The 26,256-nt window shown below is 69.2% G+C and carries 23 protein-coding genes and 1 pseudogene; 14 read left to right on the top strand and 10 right to left on the bottom strand.

Going from position 1 to position 26,256, the window contains the following annotated elements:
* Together NH602_RS03225 and NH602_RS03220 are read right to left on the bottom strand one after the other, a co-directional pair.
* Positions 1-312: transposase family protein (locus NH602_RS03225; RefSeq protein ID WP_253066969.1), on the bottom strand; the 312-nt coding region annotated here is incomplete at its 3' end.
* A 123-nt stretch (positions 313-435) separates the two neighbouring features.
* Positions 436-1,320, bottom strand: coding sequence for a hypothetical protein (locus tag NH602_RS03220; protein ID WP_253066968.1), 885 nt, complete (start codon positions 1,318-1,320; stop codon positions 436-438).
* A gap of 275 nt (positions 1,321-1,595) precedes the next feature.
* On the opposite strand from NH602_RS03220, the gene NH602_RS03215 reads away from it, so the two are divergent.
* The 11 genes and pseudogenes from NH602_RS03215 to mobF all read left to right on the top strand — a co-directional run bounded on the left by NH602_RS03215 (position 1,596) and on the right by mobF (position 13,140).
* Positions 1,596-1,802, top strand: coding sequence for a helix-turn-helix domain-containing protein (locus tag NH602_RS03215; protein WP_253066967.1), 207 nt, complete (start codon positions 1,596-1,598; stop codon positions 1,800-1,802).
* Positions 1,802-2,035 (top strand): hypothetical protein, encoded by a 234-nt coding sequence (locus tag NH602_RS03210; protein WP_060711238.1) that lies wholly within the window; start codon positions 1,802-1,804, stop codon positions 2,033-2,035. The genes NH602_RS03215 and NH602_RS03210 overlap by 1 nt, the downstream gene beginning before the upstream one ends.
* Before the next feature lie 281 nt (positions 2,036-2,316).
* Positions 2,317-2,619, top strand: a complete 303-nt coding sequence (locus NH602_RS03205; RefSeq protein ID WP_253066966.1) for a hypothetical protein — start codon at positions 2,317-2,319, stop codon at positions 2,617-2,619.
* Positions 2,616-3,002: a hypothetical protein gene (locus tag NH602_RS03200; RefSeq protein WP_253066965.1), complete on the top strand. Its 387-nt coding sequence runs from the start codon at positions 2,616-2,618 to the stop codon at positions 3,000-3,002. Before NH602_RS03205 ends, NH602_RS03200 begins: the two co-directional genes overlap by 4 nt.
* A 137-nt stretch (positions 3,003-3,139) precedes the next feature.
* Positions 3,140-3,376: pseudogene (locus NH602_RS03195) on the top strand (WhiB family transcriptional regulator); the annotation flags it as partial.
* 194 nt (positions 3,377-3,570) lie between these two features.
* The gene (locus NH602_RS03190; protein WP_253066964.1) at positions 3,571-4,104 is read left to right on the top strand and encodes a hypothetical protein; all 534 of its coding nucleotides are present in this window, start codon (positions 3,571-3,573) and stop codon (positions 4,102-4,104) included.
* Positions 4,080-6,056 carry a type IV secretory system conjugative DNA transfer family protein gene (locus tag NH602_RS03185; RefSeq protein WP_253066963.1) on the top strand — a complete coding sequence of 659 codons (1,977 nt, stop codon included), beginning with the start codon at positions 4,080-4,082 and terminating at the stop codon, positions 6,054-6,056. The genes NH602_RS03190 and NH602_RS03185 overlap by 25 nt, the downstream gene beginning before the upstream one ends.
* Positions 6,053-7,030, top strand: coding sequence for a hypothetical protein (locus NH602_RS03180; RefSeq protein ID WP_253066962.1), 978 nt, complete (start codon positions 6,053-6,055; stop codon positions 7,028-7,030). The genes NH602_RS03185 and NH602_RS03180 overlap by 4 nt, the downstream gene beginning before the upstream one ends.
* Complete coding sequence (locus NH602_RS03175) at positions 7,027-7,686, top strand: hypothetical protein (protein ID WP_253066961.1); 660 nt, start codon at positions 7,027-7,029, stop codon at positions 7,684-7,686. The genes NH602_RS03180 and NH602_RS03175 overlap by 4 nt, the downstream gene beginning before the upstream one ends.
* Positions 7,683-8,549, top strand: a complete 867-nt coding sequence (locus tag NH602_RS03170) for a hypothetical protein (RefSeq protein WP_253066960.1) — start codon at positions 7,683-7,685, stop codon at positions 8,547-8,549. The genes NH602_RS03175 and NH602_RS03170 overlap by 4 nt, the downstream gene beginning before the upstream one ends.
* Positions 8,550-8,760: 211 nt before the next feature.
* Complete coding sequence (mobF, locus tag NH602_RS03165) at positions 8,761-13,140, top strand: MobF family relaxase (protein ID WP_253066959.1); 4,380 nt, start codon at positions 8,761-8,763, stop codon at positions 13,138-13,140.
* Here mobF and NH602_RS03160 read toward each other — a convergent pair.
* The 4 genes from NH602_RS03160 to NH602_RS03145 all read right to left on the bottom strand — a co-directional run bounded on the left by NH602_RS03160 (position 13,119) and on the right by NH602_RS03145 (position 19,946).
* Positions 13,119-13,793, bottom strand: a complete 675-nt coding sequence (locus NH602_RS03160; RefSeq protein ID WP_253066958.1) for a hypothetical protein — start codon at positions 13,791-13,793, stop codon at positions 13,119-13,121. The genes mobF and NH602_RS03160 overlap by 22 nt on opposite strands.
* Positions 13,794-13,861: 68 nt before the next feature.
* Entirely contained in the window at positions 13,862-16,996 is a 3,135-nt protein-coding gene (locus NH602_RS03155; protein WP_253066957.1) for a type I restriction endonuclease subunit R, read from the bottom strand.
* Positions 16,996-18,093, bottom strand: coding sequence for a restriction endonuclease subunit S (locus tag NH602_RS03150; protein ID WP_253066956.1), 1,098 nt, complete (start codon positions 18,091-18,093; stop codon positions 16,996-16,998). The genes NH602_RS03155 and NH602_RS03150 overlap by 1 nt, the downstream gene beginning before the upstream one ends.
* A 107-nt stretch (positions 18,094-18,200) precedes the next feature.
* Positions 18,201-19,946 carry a class I SAM-dependent DNA methyltransferase gene (locus NH602_RS03145; RefSeq protein ID WP_253066955.1) on the bottom strand — a complete coding sequence of 582 codons (1,746 nt, stop codon included), beginning with the start codon at positions 19,944-19,946 and terminating at the stop codon, positions 18,201-18,203.
* Positions 19,947-20,195: 249 nt separating this feature from the next.
* Between NH602_RS03145 and NH602_RS03140 the strand changes: the two genes are divergently transcribed.
* Positions 20,196-20,489 carry a hypothetical protein gene (locus tag NH602_RS03140; protein ID WP_253066954.1) on the top strand — a complete coding sequence of 98 codons (294 nt, stop codon included), beginning with the start codon at positions 20,196-20,198 and terminating at the stop codon, positions 20,487-20,489.
* 100 nt (positions 20,490-20,589) lie between these two features.
* On the opposite strand, the gene NH602_RS03135 is transcribed toward NH602_RS03140, so the two are convergent.
* The 3 genes from NH602_RS03135 to NH602_RS03125 all read right to left on the bottom strand — a co-directional run bounded on the left by NH602_RS03135 (position 20,590) and on the right by NH602_RS03125 (position 23,816).
* Positions 20,590-21,342: a hypothetical protein gene (locus NH602_RS03135; protein ID WP_253066953.1), complete on the bottom strand. Its 753-nt coding sequence runs from the start codon at positions 21,340-21,342 to the stop codon at positions 20,590-20,592.
* A gap of 437 nt (positions 21,343-21,779) precedes the next feature.
* Positions 21,780-22,484: a hypothetical protein gene (locus NH602_RS03130; RefSeq protein ID WP_253066952.1), complete on the bottom strand. Its 705-nt coding sequence runs from the start codon at positions 22,482-22,484 to the stop codon at positions 21,780-21,782.
* 360 nt (positions 22,485-22,844) lie between these two features.
* Complete coding sequence (locus NH602_RS03125) at positions 22,845-23,816, bottom strand: hypothetical protein (RefSeq protein ID WP_374210120.1); 972 nt, start codon at positions 23,814-23,816, stop codon at positions 22,845-22,847.
* Positions 23,817-23,941: 125 nt separating this feature from the next.
* On the opposite strand from NH602_RS03125, the gene NH602_RS03120 reads away from it, so the two are divergent.
* On the top strand, positions 23,942-24,973 hold the full coding sequence (locus NH602_RS03120; RefSeq protein WP_253066950.1) for a uracil-DNA glycosylase: 1,032 nt from the start codon (positions 23,942-23,944) through the stop codon (positions 24,971-24,973).
* Positions 24,974-25,633: 660 nt separating this feature from the next.
* On the opposite strand, the gene NH602_RS03115 is transcribed toward NH602_RS03120, so the two are convergent.
* Complete coding sequence (locus NH602_RS03115; RefSeq protein WP_253066949.1) at positions 25,634-25,942, bottom strand: hypothetical protein; 309 nt, start codon at positions 25,940-25,942, stop codon at positions 25,634-25,636.
* Positions 25,943-25,975: 33 nt separating this feature from the next.
* Here NH602_RS03115 and NH602_RS03110 point away from each other — a divergent pair, with 33 nt between their 5' ends.
* The gene (locus NH602_RS03110; RefSeq protein ID WP_253066948.1) at positions 25,976-26,188 is read left to right on the top strand and encodes an SDR family oxidoreductase; all 213 of its coding nucleotides are present in this window, start codon (positions 25,976-25,978) and stop codon (positions 26,186-26,188) included.
* The last annotated feature ends 68 nt before the right edge of the window (positions 26,189-26,256 follow it).

Here is a 26,256-nt window from a genome sequence, read left to right as displayed (position 1 = left end):
CCCGTCGAGGATCACGAACGCCTTCCCGATCGCGACCTCGATCGCCTGCTCCAGGGTCGGGGCCATCGCGGCGAGCAGCCTGATCGCCTCGCGCAGGTAGCGGTACACCGTCGAGGTCCCGACGCCGAATCCACAGGCCAGATCCGCGTAGGTCTCGCCCTTGCGCAGGTGCGCGATCACCAGCAGGGCCTGGCGGCCCGGGGTGAGCTTGCGCCACCGGGTGCGGCGCTGGTTGCGGTGTGCGCGCAGCGCGTCGGACAACACGTGCAGGGCGCGGCTGGACACGGTCATCCCGGACGGGTAGGACAGCACCTTGAAGCTCCTGGTCAGGCGGTCAGATCTAGTCAATCGCCCGTCTACCAGGAGCTTCACCCATCTCAGGTCACGCCACGCCGGACACTCGCTGACCAGTACGAACACGAGGTTGGCAAAGGCTCAGTGTCCGCGCCACCGGGCGAGGTGCCTGGCGTCGAGCATCAGGTAGGGCAGGGCGTGCTCGGGCTGCGCCGGGAGCGCGCCCGCTGCGGCGTCGAGGGACCGGAGCGCGGCGTCCCGGTCGCCGAGAGCGGCGAGCGCTTCGCCCTGGGCGGCGTGCAGCCAGGCCAGCAGCTCGCGCGGAACCGGGCCGTTAGCGATGGTGCGAGCCGAGGTGATCAGGTCGAGAGCATCCGCGGCCCGTCCGGCGTCGAGCAGGATGAACGCCTGCTGCGCCCGCGCATACCCGAGTCCGGCCGGTTGCCCGCTTTCGCGCGCCGCCGCGGTGGCGACCTCGTGCAGTCGCCACGCCTCCGGAAGTCGTCCCATGTCGAGGGCCTGCCATCCGGCGAGTGCCGCGACCTGGCCGAGTTCGTCCGCGGCCTGCTCGCGCGCCGTCCCGGGCAGGGCGTTGCGGACCAGGCTCTCCACGGTCTCGACGTGCGCGACGGCCTGGCCGTGCACCGTCGCCCCGCCGAGTCGGCGGTCCAACAGCCGGATGGTCTGTGTCTGCGACCGCAGGAGGTCGACCAGGCCGGGGTCGAGGCGGGTGAACTCCGGCAGCTCCAGCGGCTCGGTGATCGGCGCCGCAGCGACTTGCTCCGACGGCGGTGCCCCGACGAGGCCTAGCTCGACCGCGGAGCAGTGGTACACCTCGCACAGCAGCTCGCGGTAGAAGTCGCCGACGACGCCGCCTTGGTTCTCCCAGACGGCGACGCGGCGCCCGAGGCTCTCGTCCTTCGGGAGCTGCTCGCCCCGCCGGGTCGCTGCCGCCCGCAGCTCGTGCAGTAGCCGAGCCTTCTTCCAGCCGCGCTCCGCGCGGACCTGCGCGAGCCGGTTGTCCATCGACGCCCCCTCGTCCCGAGATCAACGGTGACTCGCTGACCTGGGGAAATCAACCCTGATGCGGATGGTCGCATCACCTCACGTCATCCCGCGTCATCTCCCGACAACACTGTTCGCGACTGCAATCTCAGTTCACGGAAGGCCCCGGCGATTGACTCCGATCGCCACTCGTGCCTTACTTGTTCAGTACATGTACCTAACATGTACAGATTGGGGTTGTGATGAGTGTTCTCCGAGGGTCGGAGACGGCGCCGCCGGCGCCGAGGTTCTACAGCGTGGCGCAGGTCGCGGCGCTGCTCGGGATGTCGCCGATGACCGTCTACCGGGCGATCGCGGCGGGGGAGTTCCCGGCGGTCCGGATCCGCGGGCGGCTGATCGTCCCGGCGAAGGCGATCGAGGCCATCGCCGACCTCGCCGTCGCCGAGCAGACCGTCGTCGACGCGTCGGGCTGGGCGCCGGTGCAGCACGGGAGCGCGGGCTGATGGGCAGCGTCGGGGTGCTGATCCTGTTCATGGTGCTCGGCGCGGTGATCTGCGCGAAGGCGCGGGTCGCGATGGGCGCGGTGGTGTTCTCGCTGATCGCGCTCGTGCTGTTCATCGCCACGCCGGTCGGCTCGGGGCTGCCGGACGCGATCTCGACGTTCGTGTCGGCGTTCGACCAGGCGGCAACACCAGCCCTCAACGGCGCGGGTGCGTCGGCCGGGAGCGGGCAGTGAACCCGGCCGCCGGTTCCGGTGGGGGAGACCTCGCCCTCACGGCCGGGCGGGCCGAGGACCGGGGTGGACCCGCCTGCGGCGGGCGGAGGGCCGTCCGGCCCGAGTTTGGCCCGGCCTCCCTCCCCGTCAAGGGCGCTGCGCGTCGCTGCGCGACCGGACTGCGTCCGGCCCTTGACGGCGAGCCTCCGAGGCCGTGCGCGCCTGACGGCGCGGTGGCGGACGGGACGCCGCCACCGGGGGGCCGGACCGGCCGACCCTCCTCGATCTTCTCGGAGGCCAGCGTGAGCGTGTTCTTCCTGCCCGGCCCGCCCGTCGTGGACCTGGACGACGACCCGACCGACCTGATCGACGTGGCGGATCTGGTGTGCCCGGGCTGCACCGGCCCCGTCGTGGACGCGCCGCCGTCGGGCTGGCCCGCCCGCGCCGGCCGGTCGCCGGAGTTCTCCCACACCGACGGCTCGGTGCTCTGCCCCGACCGGCTCGGACGGGTGCCGGAGCCGGTCGAGGCGGCCGGGCTGCGCTACGGGCTCACCGATGCAGGTGCCGCAGCGTGGCGGGACGAGGGCACCGGATGGTCGGCGTGAGCGCCAGCCCCGCGCCGGAGTGGGCGGTCCGCGAGCGGGTCGCGCAGCCCGGGGACCTGGACCCGCGATTGCTGCACCCGACCGGGCGCACCGACCGTCTCCAGGTCGTCGTCGAGCACTACGTCGTCGGGGCGGGTCGGTGCCCGGGGTGCGGGTGGCCGGTCGCGCGTCGGCAGGAGTGCCCGTCGCGTCAGGTCGCGGTGTGCCTGCTGGACAACCGGCTGTTGCCGGTCCGGCTGGCGCACCTGGTGGACGTCGTGCCCGGGGCCCGAGCAGGCCGGGACTCGGCGGCCGACCGGCACCGGGAGCGAGAGGAACTGGACGCGTTGCCGGGGCTGTTCGCCGCCCCGGCCCGGTCCCCGGAGCGAGGGGACACGTCGTGACCAAGGCGAGCACGCAGGAGATGGGACGGCCCGGCGACGGGTTCTTGGCGGAAGCACACCGCCGGGCCGCTCTCACCAACCAACAGGAGGTAGGAGAGATGTTCACCGTAGACCCGAGCCCCGGGCGGGGCGAGGAGCTGGACTGGCGGTCGCGCGCGGCGTGCCGCGAGGTCGACCCGGAGCTGTTCTTCCCGACCGCGGTGAACGGTGCCGCCTTGGTGGCGGCGGAGCGGCGGGCGCTGTCGGTGTGCGCGGGGTGCCCGGTCCTGGCCGCGTGCCGGGCCTGGGCGGTCGCCGAGCAGCCGCACGGCGTCGCTGGTGGGTTGACCGAGGACGAGCGGCGCCGCGCCCGCCGAGCGACGCCTCGGAGTCGTCGCGTCGAGTGGCGGCCGGCCGTCGTGCCCGTGCCGTCTCCGCGGACCGATCGGGCGCCGGTCATCGCCGCGGGCTGCGCCGCGCTGACCGCGGGAGCCGACCGCGGCGACGTCGCCCGCACGCTGGGCGTGACCCGTCGGACCGTCGACCGCTGGGCCGCCGCGCTCGTGGTCACCGCGGGTGGTGGTCGGTGATGAGCGTGTTCGACGCGTCCCCGAGGACCGCCGTGTCCGGGCGGGTCCGTGAGCTGGTCCGCCGGATCGCCGTCGAGGTGTTCGGCGCGGCCGAGGCCGAGGTCCCGATCCCGGGGTTCACGGTGTTCACCGACCGCCGCCTGGACGACCCGCTGGCCGGGATCCGGGCCGCGCTGCTGGTGCACACGGTGGCGGAGTCTCAGCTGACCGAGTACGCCCGGGCCGCCCGCGCGGCGGGCCGGTCCTGGGACCAGATCGCCGACGCGCTCGGCATCACCACCGACGAGGTCGCGGTCGTGGGGGAGGCGGCGTTCGACTGGCTGGTCTGCGGCCGGACCCCGGACCCCGAGCCGGACGGGGTGCGCTCGTTCCGGACGCCGTGCGCGTACTGGCGCTGCTCGACCTGCGAGGGCCTAGTGACCGACCACGGCCCGTTCGAGGGCAACCCGGCCAACAGCGAGGACGGCCACGCCAAGGGCTGCACGCGGCACGCCGCCGAGGTGCAGGCGTGGAACGAGGGGTGGGAGCACTGATGGAGATCCTGTTCAGCTCCACCGCACTCGTGCTGGCGATGTTCGCCGCGGGCGCCCTGCTCGCCTGGGCCCGCGGCGCCCGCGCCCTGGCCGCCGGCCTCGCCCTGATCGCGCTACTCCCGGCCGCGACGATCGTCACCACCCTCTCCTGGCCCGCCCTCGTCGCCGTAGTCGGGCTGGCGGGGGTGATCGTGTGGCACCGCTGGTCGCGCTCCTCGGCCACGGTGTCCCGCTGGGCCGCCCGGTCGCGCCGCAAGGTCGGCGTGGCGTCGTCGCTGGACATCGTCCGCCACGCCGGGACCCTCGCGGTCCGGCGCCGCACCGGCACGGTCCGGCCGTCGCTGGCCGCCCTGTCGCGGTGGCAGCGGCTCCGGCTCGCCACCAGCGAGGCTGCGGTGGAGCTGTGCCGCACCGGTGTGTTGCGGGTGTGGGCGTTGGTCGAGGACGTGGTGATCGTCGTCGGCGGGCCCCGCACCGGCAAGACCGGCTGGCTCGCCGGGCGCGTCCTGGACGCCCCCGGCGCGGCCCTGGTGACCTCGACCCGCACCGACCTGCTCGACCTGTGCGCACCTTTGCGCCGCCAGAACCGGGGCGAGGTGTTCGTGTTCAACCCCGCCGGCCTCGGCTCCCGGGCCAGCACGATCACGTTCGACCCGCTGACCGGCTGCACCGACCCCGTCACGGCCACCGAGCGGGCCACGGACATGCTCGCCGCCGTCGCCAGCGGGTCCGGTGGTGACCGCGAGTTCTGGGACGGCCAGGCCCGCCGAGTGCTGGCCGCCCTGCTGCACGCAGCCGCCCTCGGTCACAAGCGGATGGCCGAGGTCCTCGGGTGGGTCGCCGATCCCGACACCGCCGGCCGCGAGGTCCCGGCCCTGCTGCGCCGGTCGGGGGTGACGGCGTTCGAGCAGGACGTCATGCAGTTCCTGACCACCAACGAGCGCACCCGCTCCTCGATCACCTCCTCGGTGATGCCCGCCCTCGGCTGGCTCACCCACCCCGCAGCCGCAGCAGCCGCCGAGCCGGGCGAGGGATTCGACGTCGCCCGCCTCCTCGACGACCGGGCGACGGTGTTCCTGCTCGGCGCCGAGGAGGCCCAGACCGCGCCCCTGGTGTGCGCGCTGACCGGGCACATCGCCCGCGAGGCCCGCCGCCTGGCCGCCGGGCAACCCGCGGGACGGCTGGACCCGCCGCTCGGGTTGTTCCTGGACGAGGCCGCCCTGATCAGTCCCGTTCCGCTGGAGTCGTGGACCGCGGACATGGGCGGGCGAGGTGTGACGATCCTGTGCGCGTTCCAGTCCCGCGCCCAGCTCCTCGCCCGCTGGGGCGAGCACAAGGCCGCGACGATCCTGAACAACACCGCAGCGGTCATGATCTTCGGCGGGACGCGGGACAAGGCCGATCTGGAGTTCTGGTCCACCCTCGCGGGTGAGCGAGACGAGCGGGTCACCACGACCGACGACCACGGCCGCGTCGCCTCCCGCTCCGTGCGCAAGGTTCCGGTGCTCGCGCCGGCGCAGATCGCGAACCTGCCCGCGGGGCGGGTGGTGGTGATCCGGCGCGGGATCGCTCCGGTGATCGGTCGGGCGCAGATGGCGTGGAAGCGGCGTGACGTGCGGCGTCGGGCCCGGCTGCTGCGACGGATCGAGGCGGAGACCCGCTGGCACCGCCGCAGCGAGGCCGCCCGGGTCTGGACTGATGGTCAGCTCGAACGCCTCCTGGTCCTGCTCGCGGCGCGGTGGCCGGAGCGCTACGGCGAGGCGGCGGAGCGGGTGCGGTCGTCGAACCGGATGTTCGCCGAGCTCCGCGCGATCCGCCGCGGTACCGACGCAGACCGGGCCGTCGAGGCGACCGCGCTGCACGAGCGGTCCCCCGGCACCGGCCCCGGTGGGGCTGTGGGTCCGGCGGGGCCGGCCGACGGCGCTGCGGGTGACGGGCGGTGGACCCGATGAGCGAGCGCTACGAGCTGTGGACCCCCGCGCAGGCGGTGGAGCGGCTGGCCGCCGAGCTGCCGGGCGGGACGGCCGATGCCGAGCAGGTCGTCGCGTCCTACCTGCGTGACGCGACCGGTGTGCACGGTCGGCCGTCGTCGGGGTGGCGGATGGACGAGTTCGACCTCGACGACGCCCGGGCCCGGTTCGGGTGGGTCGACTTCGCGGGTGGGGAGACCGTCGCTGCCGCCCGCACGCGGGCGGACGCCGCCGCGGTCGCGGCGCTGCGGGAGGCGCGAGGGACGTCGGCGATCACCGAGCGGGACCGGCTGGCCGGGTTGCACTCGGACGCGGAGATGTGGGGCTACCGCGCCCAAACGGTCGGGCTCGACGAGCTGACCAACACCACGGCGTGTGACCCGCAGCCGCGGTTGGTGACGGTCGCTCGGGAGGGCCGGGAGCGCTCGCACCGCGAAGCGTGCGCCGTCCACGAGGCCCGCCAGGCCGCCACGGAGGCGGCGGCCGAGGCCGCCGCGCTCGACGAGCACCCGCACGAGCAGAACCACCCCGGCGACCGCCGGGCACACGAGACGCGCGACGAGCAGGAGGCACGAGTGGACACCTCGGACCGCGACCTTGACCGCGACTCCGGCCACGACGTCGTGCGGGACGTGGCGGACATCGAGTCGATGCTGCACGCCGAGCACTGGAGCGAGGTCATCGCCGCCGTCGAGCGCGACGAGAACCCCGACCGCCGCGACAGCGCCGACGGCCCGGTCCGGGACGCCGCGGCGAGGTCGGTGGGTGGTTTGTGGTTCACCGTCGACGACGGTGTCGAGGGCGGGGTCCGGCCGTTGACCGAGACCGAGATGCGGTCGATCGCCGACCTGGTGCGCGCCTCGCAGGCCGAGGCCGTCGCCGATCAGCTCGACGACGCACCGGCCCCGCGCCGGTTCCCGTCGGGCGACGGCGACGGGACGGAGTGGGAGCGGTGAGCCCGCCGTCGCACCCTGAGCCGGGCGATGGCGGGGCGCTGGCCCGGCTGGCCGGTCAGGTCGACACGCTGCGCCGCCAGGTCGCCGAGCTGGAGCCGATCCCGGACCAGGTCGGGGAGCTGGGGCGGCTCGTCGGGCAGCTCTCGGAGGCGCTGGCCGCGGTGACCGCGCGCCGGCGTATCCCGGCGGCGCCGTCGTGGCTGCTGGCCCCGACCGACACCGCTGAGACCCGGCGGCTGCTCGACGAGCTGTGCGGGTGGGCGCAGGCGGTGTTCCTGCGCTACCCCGACGCGGCGAAGGTGCTTCCCGAGTGCTGGCTGTGGCACCCCGAGGTCGTCGAGGAGCTGCTCTGGCTCATGCACGCCTGGCTCGCCGCCTACCAGGGCCCGGCCGCGTCGGTCGGCGCGGCGGGGGACTGGCACGACCGCCAGCGACCCGGGGTGGTCAACCGGATCCGGAAGGAGGTGGGGTCGTGCTCGATCGAGCGCCACCAGACCCGCCCCGGCTGGAGCGCCCCCGGCGGCGCCGCGCTGCCGGTCCCGGGCACCGATCACTCCGAGCTGATCGCCCGGTGGTGGGCCGGGCAGCGCGACCAGGCCCCGCCCGAGCCCGCCCCGGCGGTCGACGCCGGCCCGATCGGGACGGCTCTGCGATGACGGCCGCGGGAAGCGGGGCGCGGTGGGGTCGGGCGTCGGTGTGGCTGCCGGGTCTGGCCGTCGCGATCGGCGCCGCGGTGGCGACCGCGCACGGTCTGTTCGAGGTCGCGGTCGCCGCGCGGGTCCCGGTCGCTGTGGCGTGGATCTACCCGCTGATCACCGACGGCCTGGCCCTGGTCGCCTACACCGCGACCGCCCGGCTGTCGGGTGGCGCCGCCCGCTACGCGTGGGGTGTGGTGATCGTCGCCGCCGGGCTGTCGGGTCTGGCGCAGGCGGTGTTCCTCGCCGGGCCCGCCCCGGCTCCCGGGGCCCCGCCGGTCGAGGCGGATGCGGTGTTGCGGTTCGGGGTCGGGGCGTGGCCCGCGATCGCCGCGGCCGTCGTCGCGCACCTGCTCTACCTGCTCGCCGAGACCCGCCCCGAGCCGAGCCCCGCGGACCGGGGCCGGCCCGAGCCCGACGGTGTGTCCGGGGCGCGTGTCCGGGCGACCATCACCGTCCCGCCGTCCGGCCGGACACCGGTGGAACGCACCGACCCGATGGGACGCGGCCCGGCTGTCCCGGCCGCGCTGGACGGGCCGGTTATCCCGGCCCCGCCGCGGCCGGTGTCCCACCCGGTACCTCGCCCGGCGGTCCGTCCGGAGCCCGGGACTGGTGCGGGCGCCCAGGAACGCGCCCGCACCACCGCTCAGACCCACCGCCAGCGCCACGGCGACCTCCCGACCGTGCGCGAGCTGCAGGACCTCGCCGACGTCGGCCGCGGTACCGCCGCCCGAGCACTCCAGCAGCTCCGCGACACCCCGCAGCAGGCTCCGAACGCCCTGCACCTCGTCCCCGACGAGCCCCAGAACAGGACCACCCGATGACCACCAGCAGCCAGAACACCACCGCGACCGAGCACGCGACGAGAACCCAGAGCGACTACCTCGAACAGAGGAACAAGAGCCCAAGATCAAAGCCATCACACCCTTGCATCACGATCCGCGGGGCCGGGCCGGCCTCCGGCCTCCCGGTAACCCCCAACCCCGCCGCGCAGACTCGCGCGGACCGGCTCGCCGCCGTCGCGGGGTGGTCGCGGTGCTGAGGATCGTCAACGGCTACAGCCCTGAGTACCTGCTCAAGGAAGTCGCGACCGGGCGGGAGAACTACTACACGGGCGCGGTCGCCGAGGGCGAGCCGCCGGGGCGGTGGTGGGGGGCCGGGGCGGAGAAGCTCGGCCTGCACGGCCTGGTCGAGGCCCAGGACATGCGTGCGGTCTACGAGCGGTTCCTCGACCCGCGGGACACCGCGTTCCACGACCCGTCCCGGTGGGACACCGCTCCGACGCTGGGACACACCGGACGCAAGTACCTGTCCGAGGACGAGATCTACGGCGCCGCGCTGGAACGCGAGCCGGACGCGTCGGCGGAACGCCGCGCCCAGCTCCGGACAGAGGCCGGACAGAAGGCCCGGCACAACGTCGCGTTCTACGACGCCACGTTCTCCGTGCAGAAGTCGGTGACGCTGCTGCACACCGCGTTCGAGGCCCGCGAGGTCGCCGCCCGCCAGGCCGGGGACGAGGCCACCGCCGCGGCGTGGGGCGAGTTCCGCCAGGCGGTCGAGGACGCGATCTGGGCCGGGAACAACGCCGCGCTGGAGCTGCTGCAGGACAAGGCCGGCTACACCCGGGTCGGGCACCACGGCGGCGCCGCCGGCCGCTACGCCGACGCCCACGCCTTCATCGTGGCGTCGTTCTTCCAGCACGACTCCCGTGACCGGGACCCGCAGCTGCACATCCACAACACGATCCTCAACCGCGTCGAGGGCCCGGACGGACTCTGGCGCACCGTCGACGGCCGGAGCCTGCACCGCTGGCGCCCGGCCGCCGCCGCGGTCGCGGAGCGCACGACCGAGGAGCGGATCACGGCGTCGCTCGGGCTGATGATGGCGACCCGCCCGGACGGCAAGGCCCGCGAGGTCGTCGGGGTGTCGGAGCAGGCGATGAGCCTGATCTCGACGCGGCGGCACAAGGTGACCGCGAAGACCGCGGAGCTGGTCGAGGCGTTCGAGGCCCGCTACGGGCACGCCCCGAACGGCTACCAGCTCGAACGTCTCGCCCAGCAGGCCACCCTCGCCACCCGGGCCCGTAAGTCCCACCAGGGCGAGACCCGGGAGGACCTGCTCGACCGGGTCGCGGCCCGGATGGACGCCGAGATCGCCGGTGGCCTGGCCGGGATCGTCGACACGGCGCTGGCCGCCCGCCCGGGTGAGGTCGCGCCGATGCAGTGGTCCCCGGCCGAGGTCGTGTCCGTCGCGCTCGCCGAGGTGCAGAACTCCCGGACCGTGTGGACCCGCCCGGACCTCATCCGGGCGCTGAACAGCGCGCTGCCCGACCACCTCGGGATCAGCGACGGCGCGCAGATCGCGAAGCTCCTCGACATCCTCGCCGACGAGGCCATGACCGCCGACCTGGCCAGCGTGCAGACCAAGCGCCCCGCGGCCGACGTCCTGCCGGATGAGTACAAGCTCGCCAACGGCGACTCCGCGTTCGAGGCCCCCGGCGCCACCCTTTACGCGACGACCGGGCACGTCCACACCGAGCGGATCCTCGCCGGAGCTGCCGGGCGTCACGACGGCGAGCGCCTACCCGACGCAGTGATCGACCGGTTTCTGACCGGACTGGCCGCGAACGGCACCCGGCTCGGGGCCGCGCAGGAGGCCGCCGTCCACGGCATCCTCGGGTCCGGGGCTCGGGTCGAGACCCTGGTCGGCCCGCCCGGGACGGGGAAGTCGTTCACCGTCGGGATGATGGCGCGGGCCTGGACCGCCCCCGACCTGACCAGCGGTGGTCCGCCGCGGCGGGTGTTCGGGCTCGCTACCGCGCAGGCGGCAACGACGGTGCTGGCCGAGCAGGGCCTGACCGCGCGCAACATCGCCGCGTGGCTCGCGACCCAGGACCGGCTCACCGCCGGCCGCCCACGCGACGACACCGATCTGGGGTTCCGGCTGCACTCCGGAGACATCGTGGTGGTGGACGAGTCGGCGATGACCGACACCCCCGCCCTGGCCGCCATCCATGGCCACGTGGACGCGGCGGGGGCGAAGCTGCTGCTGGTCGGGGACCCGCGCCAGCTCGCCGCGATCGGCGCCGGCGGCGGCATGGACCTGATCGCCCGGGCGGGCGGGGCGCGCTACGAGCTCAACGAGGCCCGCCGCTTCACCCACGCATGGGAACGCGAGGCGTCGCTACGGCTGCGCGAGGGCGACACCGAGGTCCTGGACGACTACCACCGCCAGGGCAGGTTGATCGACTGCGGCGACGTCACCGCCGCCGAGACCGCCGCCGGCCGCGCCTGGCTCGCCGACACCCTCGACGGCACCCCATCGCTGCTGCTGGTCGACACCAACGACCAGGCCGACCGGCTGTCCTCCGAGCTGCGCTCCCAGCTCGTCGACCTCGGCCTGGTCGCCGAGCAGGGTGTGCTTCTCGGTCGGACCGGTGCCTACGCCGGGGTCGGCGACGTCGTCGAGGCCCGCGCGATCGGCCACGACCTCGCAGGCTACGAAGGCAACACCCGCGCCCCGCACACCCGCGAACGCTTCCGCGTCCTCGGGGTCCGCGACGACGGCGGCCTGGACGTCACCACCGACCTCACCCGCGACAGCGACGGGGTGGGGGAGCGGATGGTGCTCTCGCCGCGGTTCGTCGCCGACGACCTCGCCCTGGGCTACGCGGGGACCCGCTACTGCGGGCAGGGTGCCACGGTGACGACCTGCCATTCGGTGCTCACCGACCGGACCGACCACGCCGCCGCGCTGGTCGGGCTGACCCGCGGGACCGACGCGAACACCGCCTACGTCGCCACCGTGACCGAGCTCCCCGACGCTGCCGACGGCAGCCGGGGCCACCAGCTGCACCGCTCCCCGAAGGCCGTCCTGACGACCGCTCTGGAGCTGGCCGAACCCGACCGCTCCGCCGTGACCATCGCCGAGGACTCCGCCCAGTGGGCCGAGTCGATCCCCGTCGCGGCCGAGCTGTTCGCCGACGCCGCCCATCAGGCGTCGGTGCGCCGCACGAGCGCGTGGCTGGACCGGCTCACCGACACCGGTGTGCTGACGGTCGAGCAGCGGGACCAGCTCGCCGCCGAGGACGCTTCCACCTCGCTGACCCGCGTGCTGCGCCGGGCCGAGGTCTCCGGCACCGACCCCTACGCCACGCTGCACGACACGATCACCGGCCAGCCACTCACCGGCGCCCGCAACCTCACCAACGTCATCCACGCCCGGCTACGCGACAAGCAGCGGTTCGAACCCGACGTCGGCACCTGGGCGGACCGGGTCCCGCAGCTCGACGACCCGCAGATGACCCGCTACCTCGACCGGCTCGCCGAGCACATGGACCAGCGCACCGCCGCCCTCGGCGCCCAGGCTGCGGCCGAGCCGCCGCGCTGGGCGACCGAACTGCTCGGCGAGGTCCCCGTCCGGGACGACGCCGAGGCCCGCGCGGAGTGGGAGCGCAAGGCCGGCGCCGTCGCCGCCTGCCGCACCCTGACCGGCCGCGAGGACACCGACGCGACCGCCGCCGGCCCCGCCGAAGCTCTCGACGTCCTCGGCGCCGCACCGAAGCCCGGGATGGTCGAGCACCACGCCGCCTACTGCGCCGGGTGGGAGGCGCTGGGCCGGCCCCGCGCGGACCGGGAGGAGTTCGAGCTGTCCGACGGCGCGCTGCGGATGCGGGTGCGCGCCTACGAGCGCCAGCAGGCGTGGGCACCCCGCTACGTCGCCAACGAGCTGGCCGGGACCCGCCAGGCCGCCGAGCACCACCGCGGTGCCGCCACCCTGCACCGCGCCGAAGCTGACGCCACCACCGATCCGGCCCGCGCCGCCGAGCTGCGCCAGGCCGCCGACGGCGCCGCCGCCCTCGCCACGGAGCTGGACCGGCGCACCGGCGAGCTGGAGGAGGTCGAGGCCGCCCGCGGACGCTGGCTGCTGCGCACCGCCGTCGACCGGGACAAACACGACCGCGCGGTGATCGCGCTCGCGCACCGCAACAGCGACCGCGACGCCCCCGACGAGCGGGTCACCGCCGACGAATGGCTCACCGCCCACGACGAGGCCATGCGCGCCGAGGACGAGCACCGCCCGATCACCGAGAACGACCTCGACGACACCACCGTCGACGAGCACCAGGCCCTCGACGACGGCCCGGTCCTGGAGACCGCGGTCCCCGACCTGCGCGAGACCGCCGCGACCCAGCCGCGGGAGCGGCACGAGGACGACGTCCGGGTCCCGACCACCGCCGAGTCCGAGGACGCGGTCACCCGCGCCCGCCGGGCCCTGGACGAGATCCAGGCCCAGGAGGTCTACGAGGCCGGCCTCGACACCCCCGAGGCCCGCGACGTCGACCACCACCGCGAGGACCCATATGCCGACGAGGTCGGCGACGGCGAGGACGACTACGCCGACCGCTGGGGCTGACCCGGATCGGTCACGATCGCCTCGACGACGGCCCGCCACAGCGGCCACCGCTGCGGCGGCTCGTCGTCGGGGCGCACCGGCCACGCCATGTGATAGCCGTCGTCCTCGATGTCGAGGTACGTTTCGGCGATCTCGACAGCCGACCACGCCCGCGGGGACCGCCACAGCTCCAAGGCCGCGGCCACCGGCGCCGGTAGCCGGCCACCCGGGATCCGCTGCGTCGGACCCCACGACGCCGTGACGACCGGACAGCCGTCCGCGCGGGTCCCGGTCTGCACCAGCTCGGCCGGGTTCCACCGCACGACGTGCTCACCGACCCGCGGCACGTCGACCAGGACGAGCCCCGTCGGTAGTAGCTCGCCGGGGCGCTGCAACGCGATCTGTAGGTCCGCCTGCTCCCAGGCCAGCACCAGCCGCGAGGCGTTCGCGAACGATGCGACGAGGCCCAGGGTCTCGACGGCTGTGTGCGCGTCGTCGCCCGGGTAGAACGGACGCGCGCGGACGTAGCCCGCGTACGGCCGGCGCCCCAGGTCCTCGCAGAAGATGTGCATGGTCGGGGGCGGGACGAACCCGCCCTCGGCCAGCATCGCGTCGGTTGTTGCGACGGCGATGCTCTCCAGATTGTCTACCGACTGTTGCTCGATTTGCTCCATGTCAGCAGAGTGTGCGACAGACCTCCGACAGTTCTCGGACGTTCAGCCAGCTCTTCTCCGGGGATCCGTCACGAACCTTCTTGATCGACTGCGGCCTCGTAGAAGGCGTCCGCAAGCGCCACGATGACCGACTTGACGGCAGTCCCTTCACTGAAGAAGTAGTCGGCCATCGTGTTGTGGGCCTCCTGGTTGTCGGCGACCGCCTCGACGACAGCGGCCTGGAAGTCCTGCGACTCCATGAACTGCTTCTTAGAGTTGACCTTGGTTTGCCCGACGAGATCCGGGTGATTGAGCAACCGGCTGACCAAACCTTGCACGAACTCGCGGATCTGCGACTCGGCGAACGCGTCCGCTCCGAACAGGTCGTTCATCTTGTCGATGACCACCTGCAGCGCAACGTACTTCGGCTCCTTGCGGGTGCCGGTACCGGCGGCGCTGATCCCCTTCAGCTGCCCGCCCCCGGTAAGCGCGATGTCGACTGCCTTTGCCTTGGAGTGCGTCACACCAACCATGACGACATCGGACAGGTCCACCTCGGCGGCCCATGAGGAGTCGGCGATGACCCGTTCCAGTAGCCGCAGGAAGATGGAGAGGCTTTCGAGGTAAGGGTCGCCGTAGTCGACGATCTGGCTCATGAAGTCGTAAAGCCGCACGTAAGTCGAGACGTCCTTGCGGAACATGTCGAGGGTGCTGAGGGTGACCTTGTCCCCGACCTCGATGGCGTCGGCGTAGCGGCGGGCGAACTCGTTCTTGGCGGGGCTGATCGCGGCGGAAAGCGCGTTGTTGCCTTTGCGCTTTACCCAGAGATCGGCGACGTGGAGCACCTGGTCGTGGGTGTAGATCCCGAGCTGGTCAAGCTTGGAGGTGAGGTGGATGACGACGTATGGGTCAGTCTCTGTCTCCAGCGTCGCGCCGGCGAAATAGGGCTCGAACGCCGTCCGGATGTCCTCGGGCTTGTTCGCGAAGTCAATGACGAACGTCTGACGCTTCTGCTCCCCTCCCGCGGTGCGGTGGGTGCGGTTTAGTCGGGAGAGCGTCTGCACGGCGGTGACTCCGGAGAGCTTCTTATCGACGTACATCGCGGACAGTAGGGGCTGATCGAAGCCGGTTTGGAACTTGTTCGCGACCAGCATGACCTTGTAGGTCTGTCCCTTGAAGGCGGCGGCCAGATCGGAGCCAGCGCCAGGGTTGAGGTCGGCCTCAGAGAACTCGTCGTCCTCGCCCGGCTGCGGGCCCCAGGCCGTATCCCACTTCTCGTCCTCAGCCATCGTGACCGCCCCTGAGAAGGCGACCAGTGTGCGGTAGTTGTAGGACGGGTCCTGGGCGATCCGCTTGGCGACGTAGGCGTCGATGGCCTTCTTGTACTTGACCGCGGCCTTGCGGGAGTCGGTGACAACCATCGCCTTCGCCCTGCCTCCCAGCAGGTGGACGACGTTGGTGTGGAAGTGCTCGACGATGATCTGGACCTTCTGGCTGATGTTGGTCGGGTGCAGCTTCACCCACCGCATCAGCCCCTTGCGCGCAGCGGCCTCCTCCACGATCTCGGCGCCGTCGCCGCTCTCGGCCTGGCCGGCGATCTTCAGCGCGGTGTCGTAGGACTGGTAGCCGCGCAGGACGTCGAGGATGTACTCCTCATCGATCGCCTGGCGCATCGAGTAAAGGTGGAACCGGACGGGCTTGCCGTCGGCGCCCTTGCGGCCGAACAGCTCGACGGTCTTGTTCTTTGGTGTTGCGGTGAACGCCAGGTAGGAGATGTTTGGCGACTCGGCCCGCTCGGCCATCTCCGCGGCCAGGAGTGCCTGGACGTCGATCTCGCCGCCCTGTTCAGCCTCGGCCGCTTCCTCGGCGGTGAGCACGGCCCGGAGCTGGCTCGAGATCTTGCCGGACTGCGAGGAGTGGGCCTCGTCGGCGATCACCGCGAACCGGCGTCCCTTCAACGACGAGTCGGCACGGATCTCGTCCATCGCGAACGGGAACGTCTGCACCGTCACCGCGATAATTAGCTCCCCGTTCTTCAGTGCGGTCGCCAGAAGACCGGACTTCGACTTGGCGCCCGCCTTGCGCACGTCCTCGGGACTAATAGTGGCGACGATTTTGCCGGAGCCGTCGATCTGCCGGATCGCGTCCTGGAGCTGCCCGTCGAGCACGGTGCGGTCGACGACCACGATGACCGAGTCGAAGACTTTCTTGTCGTCGATGTGCAGCCGGGCGAGCTGGTGGGCGGTCCAGGCAATGGTGTTAGTCTTCCCCGATCCGGCCGAGTGCTCGATGAGGTAGCGCTGTCCGACGCCTTCCGCACGAACTGCGGCGACGATCTCCGTGACTGCCTCCCACTGGTGGAACCGCGGGAAGAGCATGCTTGTGCGCCGCGTAGAGGTACCGGTGGTGACGTCCCACTCCTCTTTTGTCTCGACGATCATCAGACGACCGATGATCATGAGCCAAGCGTCCTTGTCCCAGATCCGCTCCCATAGGTAAGCAGTCGACGAGCGACCGTCGGTGGCCGGTGGGTTCCCAGCTCCGGCGTTGTAGCCACTGTTGAACGGCAAGAAATGGGTCTTCTCGCCTTCCAGGCGTGTGGTCATGGCGGCCAGGTCATTGGAGACCGCGAAATGGACCAGCGCCCGATGACCGAAGGAGAGTAATGGTTCCGGACGGCCGTTTGTTAGCGGACTTCGACTCTTGCGATATTGATTGACCGCCTCGTCGACGGACTGGGTGAAATCGGTCTTCAGCTCTATTGTGGCGACTGGTAGGCCATTGACAAAAAAAACTAAGTCGATGCTGCGTCGGTCAGCAGTTGAAAACTGTACTTGACGTATCACGCGCACCCGCATCGCCGCGTATTGCTCGACCGACGTCGCGTTCAGGCTTGTCTCAGGCTGGAACTGCGCCATCTTTAACCGGCCGCCGCCGATGTACTGCACGCCTCTGCGCAGGACTTGGAGCGTACCGCCACCGTGCTCCAGAGGCTTGTCGAGCGCGTTGGTGAGAACGTCGAGGAACTTGGCGTGTGAACCGGCCGCCTTTAAGGCCTTTTCGTAGGAAGCGGCCTGTGTTTCTTCCAACCAGGCGAACAGATCCGCGGGATAAAGTGCACGTTCGCGGTCGTAGCCAGCGTCATCCGCCGAGTACAGCCATCCGTGGGACTCTAGATGCGCGCAGATCTCGGTTTCGAATACAACTTCTTGGTGATCATTCATTACGCCGTCTCTCGTAGGTCGATCTGGCCGGTCACAGCGGCAGAGATCAAGGCAGTGCGGCGCTCGCTGCACATCTGGATGAACTTCTCTGCCTCGTGAATTAATTTGTCTAATCGCTCTGTCTCCGTGTCGAGACGAGAAACGATAGTCTGCTGCTGCTCCACTGGCGGCACTGAGACGCGCAGTTCAGCCAGTCGTGTATTATTAAGGATGGGGATGGTGTTTCCGACCGCCAAGGCGACGAGGTCGGAGCGCAAACCTGTCAGCGAGTAGTACCAGTACTTTGCGATTCCATCAATCTCGACAGCTGTGATCTGTTGATTCGATGATATTGGCCCATCGCTCCATCCGACCTTTCCGACAGTCGCTCCAATGCAGCAGATCAGAACCGAACTTGTTGTCTGGCGAACTTGACTTGCTGCTAGTGCTGTCAGGCGGCGGCTCGGGACTACGTAGCCGCCGAGATCTTCCGGGCGTGCCCAGCCCAGTGGTCCAGCATCATCGTAGAGTTCTCCCGGGTCTCCCGTAGGAGTCTTACCGGTAACGAACCGGCCAATTCGTCGCAGAGTGACGGAATCCCAGTCGCTCGGTCGACTGAACTGGTCGGATGCCGTCATATGCGAAACTACCGCCTGACGTCGTTCGAGTAAAGTATTTATCAGTTCTTGCTGGTGCTTGACGAGGTCATCAATTCGCGCGGTCTCGTGATCGAGGTAGTCTGCGATAGCCTGCTGAGTAGTAATTCTGGGGAGTGGGACAGAATACTTCTCAATGAACGAGTCTGGAACGCGACGGAGTCCTCCGGAGCCTGTCATATGCGACTCGCCGCGCTGCAGAAAATCTGAAGATTGAAATATCCAGGACAGGTAGCGTGCGTCAATGCTTGACTTGGGCCGAATAACTGAAACCTCGGTTGTCGCGAAGGCATATCCGCAAGGGAGGTTTTGAGCGACGAAACCCTTGCCGTTTTCGAAGCATGGGGTAACTTTTGCAAGTGCTATATCGCCGTCCTCAATATACGAATAGCCGGACTGTAAATCTCTGAAGGGGCGGCGACGGCTCGTATCTACAGGTCCGAACTCCGAGATGGCCTCCATTGGTAAGTATGTAGCGTCATCGTCAGAGTGTGACCGCGGTCGTGGATTGAGCCTCGCTAGATATCGGAGGGGAATTCTACGCGCGGCTGCTATTTGATCCTGGGTGCTCATTCTTCTACTTCCTTAAGTAGGTTGAGAATGATCGCGGCCTGCTTCTCGAGGTCGGCATCGATCTCGGCGAGCGGCCGCGGTGGTACATACTCGAAGAATTGTCGCTTTAGAGGAATTTCGTAACCAATCTTGGTTCTCTTCTCGTCGATCCAGGCATTGTTTGCGTGTGGTGCAATCTCTGATCTAAAGTATGATCGGATCACGTCGCTCTCGTCACTCACGCCAGCAGTCGAGCCGCCGTAGGTGAACGGAACGTTCTCGGTGTCCCGCTTCTTGGGGTCAGGCTTTTTGTTGCCCTTACGGTCAACGATTGGCTTGCCGTCCTCATCGATCTGGGGATACTCGACAGTAACGGTCCAGAAGCCAAACTCCTCGTTTCGCATCACTCGAGAGTGGCCGGGGTCGGCGTCGGTGTAGTCGGCGTAAAGACGAACGATTCGGTCGCGATCATTCTGACTCAGTTCGCGGTTCTTGGCTCCTAGGTTCTTGCGCATCCTTGTCCAGAACGACGAGCCGTCAATCAGTTGCACAAATCCCTTACGTTCGGGGCGTTTAGTATTATCTAGGATCCAGATATAAGTTGCGATGCCGGTGTTGAAGAACATGTTCGTCGGCAGTGCGACGATGACATCGACCAGGTCGTTTTCTAGTAGCCATCGGCGTATGTTCGATGGACCGGACTCGGCCGCGCCGTTGAACAGAGGGGACCCGTTCATGACGATCCCGGCTCGGCCGCCGCCATCGGATGGGGCCCGCATCTTGTGGGCAAGGTGAAGTAGGAAGAGCATCTGGCCATCGGAGGTTGACGGGAGGCCAGGTGCGAACCGACCATAGGCCCCGGCCTTTTCGCGTTCAGCGTTCACGGCTTTTGCGTACTGTTTCCAATCTACGCCGTAGGGTGGGTTTGACATGCAGAAATCAAACTTTCTACCTACGAATGCGTCATCTGTAAGCGTGTTGCCAAATGCGATGTTTGTGGCGTCATGACCCTTGGCGAGCAGGTCGGACTTACAGATTGCGTAGGACTGGGGATTGTACTCTTGCCCGTACAAGCTGAGCTTCGCGTCGGGATTCTGTTCTAGTAGATGGTCCTCGGCGAGAGCGAGCATGCCACCGGTGCCGGCAGTGGGGTCATAAAGGCTGCGGACGATACCAGGTTCGGTGAGATCGCCGTCCTTCTCGGCGAACATCAGATCGACGAGAAGTCTGATGGCGTCGCGAGGTGTGTAGTGATCGCCGGAAGTCTCGTTCGCAGCCTCATTGAACTTCCGGATAATGTACTCGAATGCGTCGCCCATGTCTGCGTTTGAAACGGTACGCGGATGTAGATTGAGTGCCTTGAAGGATGTGATGACTTCGCGCAGGAGCTCGGCTTTCTCGAGCGCGAGAATCTCCTTCTTAAAGTCGAAGTATTCAAACACGTCGACGTCGGAAGAGAATCGATCGATGTAGTCAGTAAGATTGTCGGCTAAACCGTCAGGGTCTTTGAGTAGATTAGCGAAAGAGAAGTTCGAGGTATTGTAGAATGATCTACCTGTTGCCTTGCGGATCTCGAGCTTTAGTCGTACGGGGTTACTTTCCTTCGCTACGAGCGCGCGCATCGTGTCTCGGTCTGATTCGAGGATGCAGTCGAGGCGCCGCAAAATGGTCAGCGGGAGGATGACGTTGCCGTACTGATTGGGACGGTAGGGGCCCCGTAGCTTGTCCGCGATCGACCAGATGAACCCACCGAGATTACTCACGAGACTCCTTTGATGCCGACGTGCGATGACGGCGGAGGGCCAGTGCGTTCGCATCGACCCAGTGCGCTCCGTTTCTAGCAGTAGACCCGGAGAGAGCGCGGCAGTGGCTCGCTCGATCGATCGTCTGCAACGCTAACAGCAGCGAGGCCAAGAGCGTCGGTGTAGCGCCTGCGGCGTGGCCTGTCGGCCTGGTGGCCCACCACGACCCGTCACCGGTCAAGGGCGCTGAGTGGCGTCCACCAGAGTGGTGTGCGACCGGACTCTGTCTGGCTCGGGACCGCGAGCCTCGCCGGCCGTGGCGGGACGCCCTGCGGCGGCGGGGGACAAGCGCCCCGCCACTTCAAAGTCGCGCCGGACTGGCTGGACGCGCGGGCTGCCGCGGTCGCGGCGCTCGACGAGCTCGCGCGGGTCGAGGCCCGGCCCAAGGAGTACCGGTTCGAGGTCGGCCCGGTCGTCAGGTACGCGATGCCCGACGTTGACGAGAACGGCCAGCTCGACTCGGAAGATCTGGCCGGCGCGTTGCCGCTCGTTCTAGATTGCTGACGGGCCGGAACCGCAGACGCCGTGCTCGAACGACTGTCGTGCCAGATCGGTGAAGGCGGTGGGATAGGCGTAGCTGCGCTGCCGGAGGGCCGATCCAGACCTACGGTGTGTCGCCATCGAGTCGGCAGAACCAGCGCTCGACCAGGTCGCGGGTGAACGACTGGGCCTCGGCGAATTCCAACTCCCGCTTGGGGGGATCGCCGGACGGGCGCGCATGACGGTGGAGATTTACGCTCCGCGTGAAGTTGCTTACCTCGGTCTTCGAGTAGCCGAGCTGTTCGAGCGAGTGCTTGGGTGCCGTGCCGACCTTCGATGCGTCCCGGACGATCTCGAAGGCCTTGTACAGGTCTGCCCAACCCATGTCGGACTTGCCGAGGAGCGCGATCAGCTCGGCTGCTGCCGGATCAGCCCTTACCAGTCGTAGGTAGCGCGCTCCAGACGGCTCCGGGGTGACGACCGGTTCGTCAGGAGGGGTGGTGGTACCTGCTGAGCGTGCGCTGACACGAATTGTCGCCGTCTCCGCGCGTGCCGCCACGACCTTTTGGCGAAGCTCGCCCCCGTCTGCGAGGTGAAGGAACTTTGTCGAGCCTTCCCATTTCTCGAAGCTTCCCGCGATACTCACCGGCCGGAAGCCGCTGTGGCGCACCCTCGCTATGCCGAGGAGATCTGCCAGCACTCGCTCGGCGATCTTGACGAGCCGACCGGCATCCTGCATGTGGGGGTCGAGCTCTGCGGTCGCCAGATGGAAGCGGTCTTCGTCGTCCTGCACGATGTGCGGATCTCCCTCAGGGAACATGTCGACCAGGGTCTGCAGGTCGAACTCATGGCCATGGAGCAGCGCTCGTACCGTCACCCGTCCACGGTACGGCGAGAGACCGTCGTCACCGCAGAGGTCCGGTCGCAGGCGAGGTCTGCCCGCGGACCCCCAAAGGGGACGTGTCGATCCGCGCCTCGGCCCGTGGCTCGGCTGGCTATGCGTGACTTGTGTCGTGACGCGAAACGGCGGCGACGATCGGTGTCGACGGTGGTGAGTGGAGGCGCGTTCGACAATCGTCGCAGGTAGAGGGCTCGTGTGACGTCTCGCATGCTCTTTACACCCGTGCGGTCCCAGGTTCGGTTCCTGCCGCGCCCACTACCGGCTGTCGGCGGTCGCCACCTTCATCGAGCGCTGTTGTGTCGGGTTGAAGCTCGTCACCGGCGAACGGAGCACCGAGGTTACCGCCGATAGACCTATGCGGGTGATTCTCCCAGGTAGTGACGTACCTGCCTAAGCGCTCGGAGCTGCACGGTTCACGGGTTCTGGGACGCAGGTGAGGGAGGTGTCGCCCGTAGTCTTGCGGCAATCTGTTGGCGATGTGGGTCTTCTTTGATCCAGCCGCGTCTGTGGTCGTCGTCGTCGATGGCGACGATGATGCGGGCTTGCTGGTCGGTGCCGAGCTGAGTCGACCAAGCGGCGGAAGCGGCGCACAGTGCGTAGTACTGCTCGTTGGCGGAGCCAGGTCTGCGGATCGATCGGAGGACTGCTGCGCCGTCGACGAGCGAGGGGTTGCCGGTCATTGCTGCCAGCGCGACCGTCCGGTCGTCGCTGTCGCCGTCGAGGAGGGCACCGATCTGTGTCGTCGGGAAGTCGCCGTCGCGGGCGCGGTCGATAACAGCAGTGAGTAGTTCGTCGAAGATGGCTGTGCGCCGCTCGCCGGAGGGCAGCAGGTTGCGGACGGCGGACAGGCCGACCACCGACGATCGTAATGTTGCGTTGAGTTCGCCCAAGGATCGTCGGAGGAAGTCTTCGATGTAGGCCAGCGGTGCGAGCAGAAGCACCGATGCGCCGAGTTCGATCAGGACGGACTGCCACCAGCCGTCGAGTGGTGCCGCCCCGATCATGAGTGCCAGACCGACGAGCGCGCTTGCGATGATCACGGCAAGGCGTGATGTCGATGGCCGCCATTGCGGTCGTTGGCCGGGCGCTGTCGATTTGTTCGAGTCCTGCGAGGACATGCGGCACCTTTCGCTCTCGGCAGTGTGGGTGAGCTGGCTTGATGTGACTACGCGGGTGGTCGCGACAGAGTTGATGCCGTGTCCGAGGACTGGGAGAGGTCAGGGGTGGTCGGTGAGTGCCGGTCCTGGGGAGTGCGCGACAAGGTCTCCCGGGAACTCGACGACATGATTCTCGCGACACCCAAGAAGTCGTCGTGGCTGGCGATTAGGTCAGAGCCGATGAGGGGTGCGTGGCGAGCGACACAGTCGCGCGCCCGGCGCAGCCGCCGACGCGATGATCCACATTGCGGCGGTCGGTACCTCGACGTGAAGCGGTATGCAGTTGGGCGGCGCTCGGCCCTTGCTGATGCCGTGCGGCGCTCATCCATCGCGGAGTCTGCCGGGCGAGGTCTGGTCGCCGGGTGGGAGCTCCGTGATCGCGGCGTTGACCAGAGCAGGGTCTAGGTAGCGGTGGTGGACCTCGTGCGGCCACGCGTCGGTCGACGCGAGCTGCGCCGCCTGCACGATCTCGTCCAGCGTGCGGGCCTCGAACGTGTGGCGGCCAGTGAGGCAGCACCGGTAGTCCCTGGCCGCGGCTGCGCAGCGCGTGTTGCCGACGGGATAGAGCAGCACGAACGCCCCCGCGTCCCAACCGTCGTTGCTGTTGTCGAGCATCCGGAGCGCGAGCAGGTGGTCCAGCCAGATCTGTTGCAGCGGGAGGGTGGACAGGAGGGGGAAGGTCGACGGGTCGAAGGCGGCGGTGTTTCTCGCGATCTCGACGTAGTGGCCGTCCTTGTTCGATGCCGGCGTGCCGCGGAGGTCTTCGTGGTACTTGACCTCGATTCCGATGAAGCTGTGGCCGTGGTCGCCGTCGTACTCGATGAAGACGTCGAAGGCGGACTGGTTGGTCGTGTATGCCGCGTCGTTGCGGCCGGGGGACCACTCGAACCTGATGTCGTGTACAGCGCGGATGTCCGGCCAGATCTGGCTCAGCGTCGTGGTCGCGAGCTCCAGGTCGGCGGCCAGCGGGCCGAACAGGTTGAAGCACAGCGGTTGACTGGAGAGCAGGTCGACCCAGAGGCGTGGCCGGAAGAGCAGCGCCCCGGTGCGTGGTGCGTCGGCGACCGCCTTCTGCACCTGCTCCCGGGCCGGTGCGGACAGGTAGTTCCGCAGTTTCGGGGGCTGAGCGACGGAGGTTTCCAGGCGGGATCCGAGGGGTGAGCCGTTGTGGAGCCCGGCAGGTAGCGAGTGCTGCTCTCGCCACAGAGCCTGGTGCAGTCTGGCTCGCTGCTGCCACGGGTTGTCGCCGCGGACGCGAACGTGGTGAGAATCCAGAACGGATCGCGGGATCATGGCCGTAGTACATCGAAGGGCGCTGCCCGAGGGAAGTGGTCGTCACGGTCGTCGTACTCGATAGATTTCGGGGATAGCCTCCGGTCGGTTCGGCAATGGTCCAGGGGGACGATGTGGTTCGTCGTATGAGGGACGTCCGGTACCGCGAGCAACAGTGGCGGGATCGGTTCGCGCCCCACGTCGCCCCGATCAACGAGCTGGTCGACGAGCTCGGCACGCGCGACGAGGCCGGCCACCCGCCGTACGTGGCGCCGATGTACAAAGGCGTTCGCGCTCGCGCGCTGGCGATCCTTCGCGATCCCGGTCCGAAAGCGGGCGGGGAGAACGGTTCGGGCTTCTTGTCGGTGGAGAACGACGACCAGTCCGCGCAGCGGCAGGACGAGTTCTTCCGTGGGGCAGGGATCGATCCGGCCGAAGTCGTGCCGTGGAACGCCTATCCCTGGTACATCAACAGCAAGCCCACGCGCGAGCAGCTCCTGCAGGGCACCGAGCCACTCCGGCGTCTGATCGCCCTCTTGCCGCATCTTCGGGTGGTGATCCTGGAAGGCATCGATGCCAAGGCGGCGTGGGATCTGTTCGTCGCCCGGCACGGGGCGTGGGTCCGATCCCGAGGGATCGAAGCGGTGTCGACCTACCACCCGAGCCGGCAGGCGTTGCAGCACCCGGACCCGGCCGAGCGGGACCGGCGGGAGGAGCACATCCGGTCGACTCTGCGCCGGGCCGCGTGTGTGATCGATGAGCACGACTCCGGGCCGGGCGCCGAGAAGCCGTCGCCGTCTGCCCCCGAGGGGCTGGAGGTCATCGATGTGGACGTCATCGGCCGGCCGGCGGCCGCCTCGATGGCGTCCGAATTGCCGTGGCGTGCGGCGGTGACGGCTGCGGTAGGGCGTCGTGAGGTCCCTGATGGTGTGCGCTTTGCGGTTGAGGTGGAGTTCCGGCTGCCGTCGTCGCGAGAGCGCAACGACCGGTGGGATCTCGACGGCCTCCTCACGCCGACGTTCGAGGCGTTGGGCGGAGCGATCGGGTGGCGGCGGGGACAGGGGCGACCGCAGGCGGACGATGAGCGAATCGACCGGATCGTCGCGTCGAAGCGTCTGGCAACCGGGGATGAGGAGCCGGGAGCGCGGCTGCGCATCGTGCCGCTCGCAAGTCCGTGACACGAGTCGTGACACGAAATCCTGGCTACGACGGGTTCGCGAGACAGCAGGTGGGCGCCAGGGCGAACCATCGTCGCAGGTGGAGGCGTCGTGAGGCGTCTCGCACGCGCTTTACACCCGAGCGGTCGCAGGTTCGAACCCTGCCGCGCCCACATATCTGACCAGGGCCTTCTCTGGCCCCATGATCGCGTAGCTCCGCTCGTGGAGCCTTTCGTGATGCGAAGCCCTCGTATCCTGCTCCACGGGACGGCAGCCGGGAGGCCGCGCGGACGACCGCGCGGACGACCGCGCGGGACGATCGAGGAGCTGCCCGGCGGCGCGCTTCGGGTCTCCGTCTACGTCGGGAAGGACCCGATCTCCGGTCGGCGGCACTACCTGCGCGAGACCGTCCCGGCCGGGGCGGGCGCGAAGAAGGAGGCCGAAGGTCCTCCGGCGTCTGAACCACGACGTCGACGAGCAGCGGACCCCGCGCACGAGCGCGACGCTGGACCAGCTGCTCGACCGGTACCTGGAGACCCTCGACGTCGGAGCGACCACGCACCGCGCCTACACCCGGTACCTGGAGCTGCACGTCCGTCCGTTCCTCGGGCGGACGAAGGCCGGCGCCGTCGGCGCCGAGGCCCTGGACTCGCTCTACGCCGAACTGCGCCGGTGCCGCGATCACTGCTCGGGGTCGGCGAAGCGCGTCGACCACCGGACCCCGCGCGAGCACGAGTGCGACGACCGGTGCCGTCCGCACCGCTGTCGTCCGCTCGCACCGGCCACCATCCGGCACATCCACTTCGTGCTCAACGGCGCGTACTCGCGGGGCGTGCGGTGGCGGTGGGTGTCGGTGAACCCGGTCGAGTTCGTCTCGCCGCCCGCGAAGCCGCCGCCGGACCCGCAGCCGCCGTCCGCGGCGGAGGCGGCGCGCCTGCTGAACGAGGCGTGGCGGGATCTGGACTGGGGTGCGCTGGTCTGGCTGTTCATGACCACCGGCGCCCGTGGGGCGAGCTGTGCGCATTGCGCTGGTCGAACGTCGATCGGCATTCGGGGACGTTGACGATCCGCCGGGCGATCGCCCAGGACGGGCAGGCGTTGCAGGAGGACACCAAGACCACCAGCAGCATTGAGATCACGGACTCGACCACCGCCGCGCTCTGGCTGCTGTCCGACGAGGCCCGCTTCGTTACCGGACTCGAGCTGCTTGTCGACGCGGGCGGGAGCACGAAGTAGCGCCGTTGCGCACGTGCGGGCCCGTTGGTTCGTCGTCCACCCACGACCCGATCCTCAGCCTCACGTCG

The sequence above is a fragment of the Pseudonocardia sp. McavD-2-B genome (assembly GCF_024124365.1).
In the GTDB taxonomy this organism is placed as follows: Bacteria; Actinomycetota; Actinomycetes; order Mycobacteriales; family Pseudonocardiaceae; genus Pseudonocardia; species Pseudonocardia alni.
This window is presented reverse-complemented; position numbering and strand designations above follow the sequence as displayed.